The sequence below is a fragment of the Lysinibacillus sp. A4 genome (assembly GCF_024919535.1).
Lineage (GTDB): Bacteria > Bacillota > Bacilli > Bacillales_A > Planococcaceae > Lysinibacillus > Lysinibacillus capsici.
In genome coordinates this window covers 74,593-90,793 of sequence record NZ_JANWTB010000006.1, presented here as the reverse complement: position 1 = coordinate 90,793, position 16,201 = coordinate 74,593, and the positions used below count along the sequence as shown (strand labels likewise).

General features: G+C 38.5%; 13 protein-coding genes. All 13 read left to right on the top strand.

Features of this window, described 5'->3' with window-relative positions:
- The first annotated feature begins 2 nt into the window (after positions 1-2).
- The 13 genes from NY607_RS13525 to pnp all read left to right on the top strand — a co-directional run bounded on the left by NY607_RS13525 (position 3) and on the right by pnp (position 16,145).
- A complete protein-coding gene (locus NY607_RS13525; RefSeq protein WP_259419867.1) occupies positions 3-4,334 on the top strand; it encodes a PolC-type DNA polymerase III in 4,332 nt (1,443 codons plus the stop codon).
- Between the two features lie 335 nt (positions 4,335-4,669).
- Positions 4,670-5,146, top strand: coding sequence for a ribosome maturation factor RimP (rimP, locus tag NY607_RS13520; RefSeq protein WP_004269252.1), 477 nt, complete (start codon positions 4,670-4,672; stop codon positions 5,144-5,146).
- 24 nt (positions 5,147-5,170) lie between these two features.
- Positions 5,171-6,310: a transcription termination factor NusA gene (gene nusA, locus NY607_RS13515; protein WP_131521881.1), complete on the top strand. Its 1,140-nt coding sequence runs from the start codon at positions 5,171-5,173 to the stop codon at positions 6,308-6,310.
- A 136-nt stretch (positions 6,311-6,446) separates the two neighbouring features.
- Complete coding sequence (rnpM, locus tag NY607_RS13510) at positions 6,447-6,725, top strand: RNase P modulator RnpM (protein WP_131521880.1); 279 nt, start codon at positions 6,447-6,449, stop codon at positions 6,723-6,725.
- Positions 6,722-7,030 carry a YlxQ family RNA-binding protein gene (locus NY607_RS13505; RefSeq protein ID WP_259419866.1) on the top strand — a complete coding sequence of 103 codons (309 nt, stop codon included), beginning with the start codon at positions 6,722-6,724 and terminating at the stop codon, positions 7,028-7,030. Before rnpM ends, NY607_RS13505 begins: the two co-directional genes overlap by 4 nt.
- Positions 7,031-7,044: 14 nt before the next feature.
- Positions 7,045-9,327, top strand: a complete 2,283-nt coding sequence (infB, locus tag NY607_RS13500) for a translation initiation factor IF-2 (RefSeq protein ID WP_131521879.1) — start codon at positions 7,045-7,047, stop codon at positions 9,325-9,327.
- Positions 9,327-9,605, top strand: a complete 279-nt coding sequence (locus NY607_RS13495) for a DUF503 domain-containing protein (RefSeq protein WP_008178987.1) — start codon at positions 9,327-9,329, stop codon at positions 9,603-9,605. Before infB ends, NY607_RS13495 begins: the two co-directional genes overlap by 1 nt.
- Before the next feature lie 77 nt (positions 9,606-9,682).
- A complete protein-coding gene (gene rbfA / locus NY607_RS13490; protein ID WP_259419865.1) occupies positions 9,683-10,024 on the top strand; it encodes a 30S ribosome-binding factor RbfA in 342 nt (113 codons plus the stop codon).
- A gap of 115 nt (positions 10,025-10,139) precedes the next feature.
- Positions 10,140-11,051, top strand: a complete 912-nt coding sequence (gene truB / locus NY607_RS13485; RefSeq protein WP_131521878.1) for a tRNA pseudouridine(55) synthase TruB — start codon at positions 10,140-10,142, stop codon at positions 11,049-11,051.
- Positions 11,052-11,063: 12 nt separating this feature from the next.
- A complete protein-coding gene (gene ribF / locus NY607_RS13480) occupies positions 11,064-12,011 on the top strand; it encodes a riboflavin biosynthesis protein RibF (protein ID WP_004224996.1) in 948 nt (315 codons plus the stop codon).
- Between the two features lie 174 nt (positions 12,012-12,185).
- Positions 12,186-12,455 (top strand): 30S ribosomal protein S15, encoded by a 270-nt coding sequence (gene rpsO / locus NY607_RS13475; RefSeq protein WP_004224992.1) that lies wholly within the window; start codon positions 12,186-12,188, stop codon positions 12,453-12,455.
- Between the two features lie 442 nt (positions 12,456-12,897).
- Positions 12,898-13,416, top strand: a complete 519-nt coding sequence (locus NY607_RS13470) for a DoxX family protein (RefSeq protein WP_048391558.1) — start codon at positions 12,898-12,900, stop codon at positions 13,414-13,416.
- 614 nt (positions 13,417-14,030) lie between these two features.
- A complete protein-coding gene (gene pnp / locus NY607_RS13465) occupies positions 14,031-16,145 on the top strand; it encodes a polyribonucleotide nucleotidyltransferase (protein WP_131521876.1) in 2,115 nt (704 codons plus the stop codon).
- The last annotated feature ends 56 nt before the right edge of the window (positions 16,146-16,201 follow it).

The window sequence follows — 16,201 nt, the reverse complement described above, 5'->3', positions numbered from 1 at the left end:
GATTGGAACAGCAACAAGAGGCAAGAATGAGACTTCGAATGCTCTTGCAACAACTAGAGTTAACAGATGATGTATATATGTCATTTTTTGAGGAAGGTGAACTATCACGCCTGACAGTTCATAAAAAGGATAGACTTTGGCATTTCACAATTAAGTTAAAGGATATATTACCGTTTCCGTTATATCAGCTTTTCCGTACGCATTTGACAGAGAAATTTTCAGCAATCGCGCAAGTTAATACAACATTCGAAACATTGGAAAAAAATGTAACGGAGGAACTGGTGCAAGCTTACTGGCTAAATGTTGTGGAACAAATTGATGAGATGGCTCCAACGCTTAAAAATTGTCTCATCACCCAAATACCAACGTGGAACGGCCAAAAGATGACTTTATCCTGTATGCAGGAAATGGAATTTATGATGCTCAAAACGAAGTATGCTGACAAACTAGCAGAAAGCTATGGTCAATTTGGTTTCCCTCGTATGGCAATCGACTTTGTGCTACAAGAAGAAACAGAAGAAATGATAGCAGCACAGGAAGCATTTATGGAGCAGAAACGTCTGGAAGAAGTGGCTCTGGCACAGCAAGCGATGCAAGATTTCCAAAAGCGTGAGCAAGAGAAGAAAGACAATCCGGCACTGGCCAACTTTGGTGACCGTCCATTCCAACTTGGGATGCATATTAAAGATGATGAAATCATGGAAATTAAGCGGATTGTTGAAGAAGAGCGCCGTGTTATTATTGAAGGATTTGTCTTTGATACGGAAATAAAAGAATTAAAAAGTGGCCGTTCCTTATTACAAATCAAAATTACCGACTATACAGATTCCATCATTGTTAAAATGTTTTCTCGTGACAATGATGATGCTGAATTAATGCAACATCTGAAAAAGGGCATGTGGGTGAAAGTTCGAGGCTCTGTGCAAACCGATACGTTTATTCGTGATTTAATCGTCATGGCGAATGATATTAATGAAATCAAAAAAGAAACACGACAGGATTTAGCACCAGAGGGTGAAAAGCGTGTTGAATTACATTTGCATACACCAATGAGCCAAATGGACGCTGTTACACCTGTTGATCGGCTTGTTGCTCAAGCTGCAAAGTGGGGGCATCCAGCGATAGCTATTACAGATCATGCGGTGGTGCAATCTTTCCCTGAAGCATATGCAGCGGGAAAAAAACATGGCATTAAGATTATATATGGTCTGGAAGCAAATTTAGTTGATGATGGTGTACCAATTGCCTATGCTCCAGAGCATCGTTTATTAGCAGACACAACGTATGTTGTTTTTGACGTAGAAACGACAGGGCTATCAACTGCCTATGATACGATTATTGAATTGGCTGCAGTTAAAATTAAAGATGGACAAGTGATTGATAAATATGAAAGCTTTGCAAATCCACATCATCCACTTTCGGCCACTACCATTGAATTAACAGGTATTACAGATGATATGGTGCGAAATGCACCAGAGGTAGAGCAGGTCATTAAAGAATTTCATGCCTTTATCGGCGATGCAATCGTTGTCGCTCATAACGCATCATTTGATATAGGCTTCCTATATACAGGCTATAAAAAATTTGGTCTTGAAGAGACAATCCATCCTGTCATTGATACATTAGAGCTAGCAAGATTGCTTTATCCTACAATGAAAAACCATCGCTTGAATACACTGTGTAAAAAATTCAATATTGAATTAACACAGCATCACCGAGCAATTTATGATACAGAAGCGACAGGATATCTATTGTTGCAGCTATTAAAGGATGCTGATGAGCTAGCTATTAAATACCATGATGACTTCAATAAGCATATTGGTGGTGGGGATGCCTATAAAAAAGGTAGACCTATGCATTGTACAATTTTAGCAGTTGATAATGCAGGCTTAAAAAACTTATTTAAAATCGTCTCACACTCTCATACAAAAACATTCTATCGTGTTCCTCGGGTGACACGTGCTGTGCTTGAACAATATCGTGAGGGTTTATTAGTTGGATCAGGTTGCAGTAATGGTGAAGTATTCGAAACAATGATGAATAAGTCTCCAGAGGAAGCAGAGAAAGTCGCTCGTTTTTATGATTATATTGAGGTGCAACCGAAGGCTGTATATGCACCATTAATCGAACGCAATGTTGTACGTGATGAATGGACATTAGAAGATATTATCCGTAAACTTGTTAAACTCGGGAAGAAGCTAGATAAACCTGTTGTTGCAACTGGAAATGTTCATTATTTAGATCCGACAGATGGGATGTTTAGGCAAATACTTATTGGTTCACAAGGTGGAGCAAATATTTTAAATCGTTCTAAGCTACCAGAGGTACATTTTAGAACAACTGATGAAATGCTGAAAGAATTTGATTTTTTAGGACCCGATCTTGCAAAAGAAGTGGTTGTGACGAATGCTCAAAAAGTAGCAGCAAGTATTGGAGACGTTAAACCGATTAAGGATGACCTATATACACCAAAAATTGAGGGCTCTGATGATGAAGTAACCAATTTAACTTATGAAATGGCCCATCGTATTTATGGTGAGGAATTACCGGAAATTGTGAAAGCTCGAATTGAGAAAGAGTTAAAATCGATTTTGGGACACGGTTTTGGTGTAATTTATTTAATTTCTGCCAAGCTAGTGAAAAAATCATTAGCTGATGGCTATTTAGTAGGGTCACGTGGTTCGGTAGGTTCCTCATTAGTAGCCACTTTTATGGAAATCACAGAGGTTAACCCATTACCTCCTCACTATATTTGTCCTAGTTGTAAACATTCCGAGTTTTTCGATGATGGATCTGTCAGCTCAGGCTTCGATTTACCAAATAAAGACTGTACGGAATGTGGAACACCTTATAAAAAAGATGGACAAGACATACCCTTTGAAACCTTCCTTGGATTCAAAGGTGATAAGGTACCAGATATCGATTTAAATTTTTCGGGTGAATATCAGCCTCAAGCGCACAACTATACAAAGGTGCTATTTGGTGAGGATTATGTATTCCGTGCGGGAACAATTGGTACAGTTGCGGAGAAAACAGCATATGGCTATGTGAAAGGCTATGCAAATGATCATAATTTACATTTTCGTGGAGCAGAAGTTGATCGTTTAGTTCAAGGCTGTACAGGAGTAAAACGTACAACTGGGCAACACCCTGGAGGAATTATTGTTGTTCCAGATTATATGGATATTTATGATTTCTCTCCAGTGCAATTCCCTGCAGATGCGCAGGATGCAGAATGGCGTACAACCCATTTTGATTTCCACTCTATTCATGACAATATTTTAAAGCTAGATATACTTGGACACGATGATCCAACGGTGATCAGGATGTTACAGGATTTATCAGGAATCGATCCTAAAACAATTCCGACCGATGATCCTGTCGTCATGAAAATTTTTAGTTCTCCTGAATCTTTAGGTGTTACAGAAAAGCAAATTGGCTGTAAGACAGGGACACTAGGTATACCAGAATTCGGTACGCGTTTTGTACGTCAAATGCTAGAAGATACAAAGCCTTCGACATTTTCGGAGCTTGTACAAATTTCTGGACTTTCCCATGGAACAGACGTATGGCTAGGGAATGCACAAGAATTAATTCAAAACGGTACATGTGTGCTAAAAGAAGTAATTGGTTGTCGTGATGACATTATGGTGTATTTAATTTATCAAGGTCTAGAGCCGTCACTAGCCTTCAAAATTATGGAATCTGTTCGTAAAGGGAAAGGTTTATCAGAAGAATTTGAAGCGGAGATGCTCGCTAATAAAGTACCAGGTTGGTATATTGAATCTTGTAAAAAGATAAAATACATGTTCCCGAAAGCCCATGCCGCAGCATACGTGCTAATGGCAGTACGAATTGCTTGGTTCAAGGTACATTTTCCAATCCTTTATTATGCAGCGTATTTCACAGTTCGAGCAGATGATTTTGATTTAATTGCAATGGTACAAGGATCGCAAATGATTCGAGCAAGGATTGATGAAATCAATATGAAAGGCTTAGATGCATCTACTAAAGAGAAAAACTTATTAACGGTGCTAGAGCTTGCACTGGAAATGTGTGAGCGAGGTATGAGTTTCCAAAAGGTTGACCTATATCGTTCCCAAGCTAGTGAGTTTGTCATTGATGGCAATTCACTAATTCCTCCGTTTGATGCAATTCCGGGTCTTGGAACCAACGTGGCGAAAACGATTGTAGCTGCTCGTGAAGAGGGAGAGTTTTTATCCAAGGAAGATTTACAGCAACGTGGTCGTGTTTCCAAAACACTTATTGAATACATGGACCAGCTTGGTTGTTTAGAAGGCATGCCTGATGCTAATCAGCTATCGCTATTCTAGTTTTGCAATTGTTTTGCATGGAAAGGTCATAATGTCAATTCAAATTCCTGACACAATATGGTTATCTATAATGAAGGAAATTTGCATTGTGTCGAGAACTGTGCTATTCTTATGGTAATAATTTGTTGATATTTTTCCAGCAAAAGAGTGGGGCATACCCGCTCTTTTCTGTTGTTTAACCGTAGCAAAACAAATTTTGACTAACAGCAGGTAAGACCGTAAAATTTCACCAAAGCAACTGGTGGAATTTCTGTTTTATTATGGTTCATTACTGCGTTAACTTGATAGTGATGAACAATTCATACGCTAGAATTTGATAAATACAGGAGGAAATAATGAGCAAAGTACCATCTTTAATTGAAGAGCTCGCTAAACCAATTGTGGATGAGTTAAATCTTGAGCTAGTGGATATTGAGTTCGTAAAAGAAGGACGTAACTGGTTTTTACGTGTCTATGTTGATACACCTGAAGGTGGAATTGACATCGATCAATGTGCTCAAGTGAGTGAACGACTAAGCTTGTTATTGGATGAAAAAGATCCAATTACACAAAACTATTATTTAGAAGTTTCTTCGCCTGGAGCGGAACGTCCATTAAAAAAAGATACAGATTTTGTCAAAGCAGTTGGCAAGTTTATTTATGTAAAAACCTATGAGCCCATCAAGGACATGAAGGAATTCCAAGGCTACTTAACGTCATACGATGAACATACATTAGTGATGGAAGTGCGTATTAAAACACGTAAAATAACAGTAACAATTGAACAAGAAAAAATCGCATTGGCACGACTTGCCATTGATTTTTCAGCATAAAGCATATTTAGGAGTGAAAACAAAATGAGTAGTGATTTGTTAGATGCGCTGAATGCGCTAGAAGAACAAAAAGGAATTTCAAGAGATGTGTTAATCGAAGCCATTGAAGCGGCATTAGTTACAGCTTACAAACGCAACTTTAACCAAGCACAAAATGTTCGAGTAGACTTAAATTTAGATAAGGGCTCAATTCGTGTATTTTCACGTAAAGATGTTGTGGAAGAGGTAGAAGATGATCGTTTGCAAATTTCTTTAGAAGATGCAAAAGTCATTAATCCAGCCTATCAGCTAGAGGATATCGTGGAGCAGGAAGTAACACCACGTAACTTTGGACGCATTGCTGCACAAACAGCAAAGCAGGTAGTTACACAACGCGTACGTGAAGCGGAACGAGGTTTAATTTATGAGCAATACGTAGATCGTGAAGATGATATCGTAACTGGCGTTGTTGAACGTTTAGATGCTCGTAATATCTATGTAGGTTTAGGCAAAGTAGAAGCGGCATTGCCTGTTAATGAACAAATCCAAGGTGAATCTTATCATCCGCATGATCGTATTAAAGTGTATATTACAAAAGTGGAACGTACAACACGTGGACCTCAAGTGATTGTGTCTCGTACACATCCTGGTTTATTACGTCGATTATTTGAGATGGAAGTACCTGAAATTTATGAGGGTATTGTAGAGATTAAATCAATTGCACGTGAAGCTGGAGATCGCTCTAAAATTTCTGTTTTCGCACATAATGAGGAAGTGGATCCAGTTGGTTCATGTGTTGGAGCAAAGGGAGCTCGTGTACAAACGATTGTCAATGAACTAAATGGCGAAAAAATTGATATCGTAGAATGGTCTGAAGACCCAGTTGTATTTGTAGCTAATGCATTAAGCCCATCAAAAGTATTAGATGTACAAGTGAATGAAGAAGAAAAGTCGACAACAGTCGTGGTACCAGACTATCAATTATCTCTAGCTATCGGTAAACGTGGGCAAAATGCTCGCCTAGCAGCGAAGCTTACTGGCTGGAAAATTGATATTAAGAGTGAGACTGATGCTCGTGAATTAGGTATTTATCCTTCGGCTACAAGCACTTTCATCCCTGCTGATGATGAAGAAAGTGATTTTGATGATGTAGCAGTTGACTTATATCAAGACGACGAAGAATAAGTAAGAAAGCCCGTGTGACAAGTTAGCTGACAGTATTCAGTGGGCCCCCTACGCCGACTGAATACTGTCAGAGCGTCAAGTAGAGCATGACTTGTCCACCTCTTACGACAAGCTTCAGAGAGGAATGGTGATTCTTATGGCTGTAAACAAAAAAGTACCTCTTCGTAAATGTGTAGCAACTGGAGAAATGCTACCAAAGAAAGAGATGATACGTGTTGTTCGTTCGAAAGAGGGCGAAGTAAGTGTAGATATCTCCGGGAAAAAGCCTGGGCGTGGTGCCTATGTCTCTAAATCAGAGCAGGCAGTTGACCTCGCGCGTAAGAAAAATGTATTAGGGCACCAACTTGATGTGAAAATTCCTGAAGAAATATACGAGGAACTTATTTTGCTGATTCGTAGGGAGTCAATTTTATGATAGATCAAGCAATATTTAATTTGCTTGGAATCGCAGCAAGAGCACGTAAGGTGATTTCAGGAGAAGAGTTAGTAGTAAAGGAAGTCCGCAATGGCAATGCTAAACTAGTACTGCTTGCAAACGATGCTTCTAAAAACTCTAGTAAAAAAATTCAAGATAAGTGCACGTACTACAACGTTGAGTATCATGTAATTGGAGATCGATATGATCTAGGACATGCTACAGGTAAGGAGGCCCGTGTGGCTTTAGCTATTACCGATAAAGGTTTTGCAAGTAAATTGTCTAGTCTACTCAACGAAAACTAATCGGGGGTGAGCAGATGACCAAAATCAGAGTTCATGAATATGCGAAGCAAGTGAATAAAACGAGTAAAGAGGTTATTGAAGCACTAAGTAAATTAAATGTGAGTGTAACAAACCATATGTCTATGTTGGAAAAAGACGCTGTGGCAAAGTTAAATCAAACATTTAAAGCAACACCTGAGAAAAATGTAGCAAAACAATCAACTCAAAACATGGCACAAAAATCTCAATCAAATGGCCAGCAAAAACCACAGCATTCGGTGAAAAAGCAAGAAGGACAAAGGCAGCAATCTGCTACTTCTAAGCCAAAAGCAAACAATCAGCAACATGCACAGCAAAACTCAAATTCGTCTAACGAAAAATCTAAGAATACAAAAGGTAATCAAAATAGAAATATGACACAAAATAATAATAATAACAATAATAATCGTAGAGGTGGCGGTGGTTACAACCAACGTCCAAAACCAGGGATTCATGGAGGCAAACGTCGCCATCCAAAAACGCATCAACCATCAATTCCAGTGAAACAAAAGGAACTTCCAGAAAAAATTACTTTTGTTGAATCATTATCAGTTGCAGAATTAGCAAAAAAATTACACCGTGAGCCATCTGAAATCATTAAAAAATTATTCATGCTTGGCGTAATGGCAACAATTAACCAAGAATTAGATAAGGATGCAATTGAATTAATTTGCGCAGACTACGGTGTAGAAGTGGAAGAAGAAATTCGTGTAGATATTACGGATTTAGAAACACACTTCGAGCAAACAGAAGAAGTAAACGAGGCAGATTTATCAGAACGTCCGCCAGTTGTAACAATTATGGGTCACGTTGACCATGGTAAAACAACTTTATTAGACTCTATTCGCCATACAAAAGTAACAGCAGGAGAAGCTGGTGGTATTACACAACATATTGGTGCATACCAAGTGACAGAAGGCGACAAGAAAATTACATTCCTTGATACACCAGGACATGCGGCTTTTACAACAATGCGTGCGCGTGGTGCAAAAGTAACGGATTTAACAATTTTAGTTGTAGCTGCTGATGATGGTGTTATGCCACAAACAGTAGAAGCGATCAATCATGCCAAGGCTGCTGAAGTACCAATAATTGTGGCTGTGAATAAAATGGATAAACCATCGGCAAATCCGGATCGTGTGATGCAAGAATTAACAGAACATGGTTTAGTTCCTGAAGCATGGGGTGGAGATACAATTTTCGTTCCAATTTCAGCGTTAAAAGGTGAAGGCATTGATACATTGTTAGAGATGATTTTACTTGTAGCTGAAGTAGGCGAGCTTAAAGCAAATCCAGAACGTTTAGCACTTGGAACAGTAATCGAAGCTCAGCTTGATAAAGGTCGTGGCTCTGTTGCTACGCTTTTAGTACAAGATGGAACATTAAAAGTAGGTGACCCAATCGTTGTAGGTCATACGTATGGTCGTGTACGTGCGATGGTAAATGACAAAGGTCGTCGAGTAAAAGAAGCTGGCCCATCAACTCCAGTTGAAATTACAGGTTTAAATGATGTACCTCAAGCAGGTGACCGTTTCGTTGTCTTTGAAGACGAGAAAACCGCACGTCAAGTTGGAGAAACAAGAGCAATGTCAGCGATTCAAGCACAACGTTCAGAAAAACAACGTGTAACGCTTGATAACTTATTTGAACAAATGAGCCAAGGCGAAATGAAAGAGCTCAACTTAATTGTGAAAGCTGACGTGCAAGGTACTGTTGAAGCTATGGCAGCCTCCCTAATGAAAATTGATGTGGAAGGCGTAAATGTGAAAATTATTCATACAGGTGCTGGAGCTATTACCGAATCTGATATTTCTCTTGCAGCAGCTTCTAATGCCATCGTTATTGGATTTAATGTACGTCCGGATGTTAACGCAAAACGTGCAGCAGAAGAAGAGGGTGTAGATATTCGCTTACACCGCATTATCTATAAAGTAATTGAAGAAATTGAACAAGCAATGAAAGGTATGCTTGATCCTGAATTTGAAGAAAAAATTATTGGTCAAGCAGAAGTTCGTCAAACAATTAAAGTATCAAAAGTTGGTACAATTGCTGGTTCATATGTAACAGAAGGAAAGGTAACACGTGATTCAGGTGTACGTGTGATCCGTGATAACGTCGTTATTTTTGAAGGTGAGCTAGATACGCTTAAACGCTTCAAAGATGAAGTAAAAGAAGTGGCAAAAGGATACGAATGTGGTATTACGATTACAAACTTCAACGATATTAAAGAAGGCGACATTATTGAAGCCTATATTATGGAAGAGGTTAAACGCGCCTAATGATCGTGTATGCAGAGGTTGAATTTATCATTCAAACTGCCCATTCGTTAAAGGAAAAGCGTGCTGTCTTACAGCGTATGATTACCCGCACAAAGCAGAAATTTAACGTTTCTATTGCGGAAATTGACCATCAAAATGTATGGCAGCGTACGAAATTAGCACTTGTTGCTGTTTCTTCGTCCAAAGAAGCAGCTGAACGAGAAATTAATCACGCGCTCCACTATTTAGAGTCAAATCCGTCATGGGAACAGCTTAATGTGTGGCGAGATTATTTATAAGTAACAGTAGATAGTTGAGCGTATGATTTAGCCATAAAATATCAACTATCTGTACATCGAAATAGAGGTGACAAATTATGTCTCTACGTTCAAACCGTGTTGCCGAGCAAATGAAAAAGGAGCTTGGTGATATTCTTGGCCGTAAAATAAAAGATCCGCGTGTTGGTTTTGTGACTGTTACAGGTGTTGAAGTAACGGGTGATTTACAGCAAGCGACAATTTATATTACATCTTTAGGCAACGAACGTGAACGAGAGGAAACGCTTAAAGCTTTAGTAAAAGCTTCGGGCTTTATTCGCTCTGAAATCGGATCACTCATTCGTTTACGACGTACACCAGAGTTAATCTTTGAATTTGATTCATCGATTGAATATGGGAACCGTATTGATTCATTGTTAAGAGATTTACACAAAGAATAAGCTGAAAAAGTCTGCCACATGCATGTTTATGCAGGCAGACTTTTTAGCTTCATGGAAAAAATTATATTGCCAATGAATAAATAAATGATAGAGTAAGCAATTTGGGAGGAGCTATATGAACGGTATTTTACCGCTTTGGAAAGAAAGAGGCATGACAAGCCATGATTGTGTCTTTAAATTACGCAAAATTTTGCGGACAAAAAAAGTTGGGCATACAGGTACACTGGATCCAGGTGTTGAGGGCGTACTACCAATTTGTATTGGCCAAGCAACTCGAATAGCAGAATATTTAACTGACGCAGGGAAAACCTATGAAGCAATCATTTCAATAGGTCGTACCACGACAACCGAGGATGCAGAAGGTGAAACCGTTGAAGAAGATCTTACGATAAAAAATTTTTCTCGGGAGCAGTTGTTAGAGGTTTTAGCTTCATTGACTGGAGTTATTGAACAAACACCACCCATGTTTTCAGCAGTAAAAGTAAATGGGAAGCGCCTCTATGAATATGCGCGAAAAGGCGAAAGTGTTGAAAGACCAACTCGTCAAGTAACAATTTATGATTTAGAGCTACTTGATGAGACAGCACAATATGAGGGGCAAGAAATTACATTTCCAGTACGTATCGCTTGTAGCAAAGGGACGTATATTCGAACACTAGCTGTGCAAATTGGTGAGGCGCTTGGCTATCCAGCGCATATGAAGGAGCTTGTACGTACTGCTTCTGGTACTTTTACACAGGATAACTGTTTTACGTTAGCACAGGTTGCAGAGCTAATGGAGGCTGAGCAAGTAGCTTCCTGCATTTTACCTGTCGAGTATGCGTTAGCAGACTATCCATATATTGAGATCACGAATGCCAATGAAAAAGAAATTTTCAATGGACAAGTGCTTCCAGCAGATGCATTATTAAATAGTCATGATAAAATTGTGTATGGAATCAATGGAAAGGCAGTTGCGGTTTATCAAGCTCACCCAACAAAGGACGGTTTGATGAAGCCACATAAGATGTTTCCGACGATAGAGTAGGAGGATTTTTCAATGGAGGTCATTCATTTAAAATACCCACATCAATTACAGCAACGAGAAAGCATGCAGCCGTATTCATTAGCTCTTGGCTTTTTCGATGGTGTACATAGAGGGCATCAAGCAGTTATCAAGGCAGCTAAGGAAGAGGGCAACAAGCGACAAATTCCAACTGCAGTGATGACATTCGATCCACATCCTTCATTAGTCCTTGGTGGACGTAACGAAAAGGTTTTTTATATTACACTCTTACAACAGAAATTACAGCTGTTTGAAGAACAGGGTGTGGATACGGTATTCGTTGTCCACTTCACTTCAGATTTTGCCAAACTTTCACCAGCGGCATTTATTGATACATTTATCCGTGGATTAAATATTCAGCATGTGACAGCTGGCTTCGATTATTCGTTTGGAGCATTTGGTAAGGGAACAATGGAAGATATGCGTTTATTAAGTAATGGTGATTATGGCGTTACAATTGTTGAGAAGAAAACAGATGATGTTGAGAAAATCAGCTCTACCCGTATACGCAAGCTATTACAAGAAGGCGATATGGAAGAAGCAACAGTTTTATTAGGGAGACCGTTTGAAATCAATGGGATTGTTGTCCATGGTGATAAACGTGGTCGTACTATTGGTTTCCCTACTGCAAATGTCCAAGCATTAGAAGGAACGTTTATTCCAGCTAGTGGTGTTTATGCTGTTCGTCTGCTTGTACAAAATAACTGGTATGATGGTGTTTGCAACGTGGGCTATAAGCCAACTTTCAAAGATCCAAATGATAAGCAATTATCGATTGAAGTCCATATTTTAAACTTTGATAAAAATATCTACGGTGAAGAAGTACATGTGGCATGGTATAAACGTATACGAAGTGAACGGAAATTCGATGGTATTGAGGCCTTGAAAACACAAATTGAAAAGGATAAACAAGAAGCAATCCGTTACTTTAACCAGCTATAAGAAGTACTTCATTACTGTCGTCACATTAGCCAAGTCGACGTTTTACTTGCTTGACTATGTGATTTATGGTAATATTCATAAGTGCATAAATGCTTAACCTTAGCTCGGTAGATCGATGACTCCAACGTTTACTGTGCTAATGGGGATTAATTATAATTTAGGAGGTCCATACAAATGGCTATTACAAAAGAACGTAAAAACGAAATTATCGCTGAGTACCGTACTCACGAAAGTGACACTGGTTCACCAGAAGTACAAGTTGCAGTATTAACAGAGGAAATTAATGCTCTAAATACTCACTTACGTACTCACAAAAAAGATTTCCACTCTGAGCGTGGTCTTCTTAAAATGGTAGGTCGTCGTCGTCACTTATTAAAATACCTTCGTGAAACAGACGTACAACGTTACCGTGAATTAATCAACCGTTTAGGCTTACGTCGCTAATTAATAGCAAAAGTAATCCTATATTAGACTGTAGACAAACTGATGTTTGTCTACAGTCTTTTTTTTGAGATAATCTTGTTAATTTTGTTCAACAATAAGCCATAACTTTTTTACACTACGATGAACGATAGATAAAAATGATTTGATACTTGATAAAAGGGTGATATATTCTAATCACATTTCACAGCCCATGTTATAGTCATTGCGATCATCATTTGCAAGTGTAATTGAAGTAGATAAATTGAAGGCTAGATTGCTATTATATGTCATGAAATACAATCCAGCAAATTATAGGATAGAGGCTCAAAATTGGTACATAAGCGTCAATCATACAATCTAAATGCTATCATTGAATACTAGTAAACGATGGCTATGGGTTAGAAAACTTTCTATTTTAATAGTTGGTGAAATGTAAACTAAATCATTTAGAAGGGTGAGTAGGATGTTTAACCAATTATTAAGAGAGAATAATATTGTTGCAGGTATTTTAACAGTTATTCGTGTTTATTTAGGCTGGCATTGGCTTACAGCAGGTTGGGGAAAACTGTTTAATGGCTTTGATGCATCTGGTTTTTTAGCCAATGCTATTGCAAATCCAGTGACAAGTGGCGAAGAGCTCGCATACCCACTGTATGTAAAGTTTATTGAATCATTTGCTTTGCCAAATGCTGAGCTAATTAATATTCTTGTGCCTTGGGGAGAATTCTTAGTAGGGCTAGGATTAATTCTGGGATGCTTAACGACATATGCTGCATTTTTCGGTATGGTCATGAATTTTGCCTTCCTAATGGCAGGTACTATATCTAGCAATCCTTGGGATATTTTACTTGCAATCTTTATAGCCGTTGCTGGTTACAATGCTGGGAAATTCGGGCTTGACCGCTTCATTATGCCAATCATAGGTGAAAAGATGGCGAGAAATAAGAAAAAAGAAGTTGTTCAACCTGTTAAAATTACATAATAAACTTTTTACATATCTTATATTAGGAGACTACTCATTAGTCTGAATATACCCCGCCCATTATATGGGTGGGGTATTTAAGTTGTTGAAAAAAGAAATGTCACTAGCAGAAAAGCAAGGTGAGGGGGTGATTTCCGTTCCATTGGGCGTCCGATGATCCAGCTTTACTCACTTACGCTACTTTCACAAAAATTCTATTGATGGTTTTACTTTTCAATACTATGTAAATCCCGACTATTATTTGCCTGACTTACTAACTTTCCTAGATGAGCCAACTTTCTTTTACCTTATAGGATGTTGTATGATAAGCTCCATGTTATAATAAGTCTATTGTTTAAACTTGTATTTGAAAAACTAATGTTAGCGAAGCAGTTATTTCCATTTACATACATTACTTTTCGTCAAGAAGGAATCAATATAAAAAAATCCATATACCAAAAATGCTTTTTCAATAAAATAATGAAATAAATCTTAAATAAATTGGCAATAACTGAATTTAAATGTATGATTATTTCATGAAATATTATTTAGCATAGAACAAGCATTTTTGGTACACTTACTATTAGTACATACAGACGAAGTAAGTGTTTTTATAATAGAGAGGGGTTCATTGAATGAACGAAAAGAAAGTCTATTCCTATGAATGGGCTGGCCGTCCACTTGTAATTGAAGTAGGACAGTTAGCAAAACAAGCAAACGGAGCCGCATTAGTACGCTATGGCGATACTTCTGTACTTGCTACAGCAACAATGTCAAAATCACCTAAACCACTTGATTTCTTCCCATTAACAGTAAACTATGAAGAGCGTCTATATGCTGCAGGTAAAATTCCTGGCGGCTTTATTAAGCGTGAAGGACGTCCATCTGAAAAGGCGATTTTAGCAAGCCGTTTAATCGACCGTCCGATTCGTCCGATGTTCCCGGATGGTTTCCGTAATGAAGTACAAGTTATTTCTATGGTTATGTCAAATGATCCTGACTGTACATCTGAAATGGCAGCAATGGTTGGTTCATCATTAGCATTAGCGATCTCTGATATTCCATTTGATGGGCCAATAGCAGGTGTACAAGTTGGTTATATTGATGGACAATTCATTGTAAACCCGACAGTAGAGCAATCGAATCGCTCAACAATTCATTTGTCTGTAGCGGGGAACAAAGATGCTATCAATATGGTTGAAGCGGGTGCACTTGAGGTACCAGAGGAAATCATGTTAGAAGCAATTATGTTCGGTCATGAAGAAATCAAAAAAATCATTGCTTTCCAAGAGCAAATTGTGGCAGAGGTTGGTAAAGAAAAGTTACCAGTGACACTATTTGAAATTGATGAAGCAATTCAAGCCGATATAAAAGCAGCTTGTGAGACTGATATGCATGATGCAATTCAAACGGCAGAGAAACATGCTCGTGATGAGGCAATTCAAGCTGTGAAAGAGCGAGTTATCGCTTCCTATGAAGAGCAAGAAGCAGACGACGAAACAATGAAACAAGTGTACACAATTCTTGACAAGATGGTAAAAGAAGAAGTACGCCGTCAAATCACGGAAGATAAGATTCGTCCAGATGGTCGTAAGCTCGACGAAATCCGACCACTTTCTTCTGAAACAGGCTTATTACAACGTACACATGGTTCAGGTCTGTTTACACGTGGACAAACACAAGCACTTTCTATTTGTACATTAGGTGCGCTTGGTGATGTACAAATTATTGATGGTTTGGGTGTGGAAGAGTCAAAACGCTTTATGCACCATTATAACTTCCCACAATTTTCTGTAGGGGAAACGGGTCCAATCCGTGGGCCAGGTCGTCGTGAAATTGGTCATGGTGCGTTAGGTGAGCGTGCACTTGAAGCAGTCATTCCTGATGAGTCGGTCTTCCCTTATACAATTCGTTGTGTATCAGAAGTACTTGAATCAAACGGATCAACTTCACAAGCTTCTATTTGTGCGTCTACATTAGCCATGATGGATGCAGGTGTTCCATTAAAAGCACCAGTTGCAGGTATTGCAATGGGCCTTATTAAAAAAGGTGAGCATTATTCTATTTTAACGGATATTCAAGGAATGGAAGACCATTTAGGCGATATGGACTTTAAAGTGGCTGGTACAGCTAAAGGTGTAACAGCTCTACAAATGGACATTAAAATTGATGGTTTATCTCGCAATATTTTAGAAGAAGCACTGACACAAGCAAAAGTTGGACGTATGCATATTCTAGAATCAATGCTTGCTACACTGCCAGAGCCACGTAAACAATTATCTGCGTTTGCACCAAAAATTGTTATTGTAAAAATTAATCCTGATAAAATTCGCGATGTAATTGGACCAGGTGGTAAACAAATTAATAAAATTATTGAAGAAACGGGCGTTAAGATTGATACAGAGCAAGATGGTACAATCTATATTTCTTCTGCCGATGAAGCAATGAATGCACGTGCAAAACAAATTATTGAAGATATCGTACGTGAAGCAAAAGTAGGGGAATACTACTTATCAACAGTGAAACGTATTGAAAAATTCGGCGCCTTTTGCGAAATCTTCCCAGGGAAAGATGGCTTGCTTCACATTTCTGAAATTCAAGAGGAACGTACAAAGCAAGTGGAGGATGTCTTAAAACTTGGTGATCAATTACTTGTGAAAGTGATTGAAATCGACAAGCAAGGTCGTGTGAATTTATCTCGCAAAGTAGTAATTCAAGAGGAAAAAGAGCGCGCTGAACAAGAAAAATAATATCGATTAAAAGGCTGCGTAGATTGCGCAGCCTTTTTCGATAGTAGCAAGAAGAA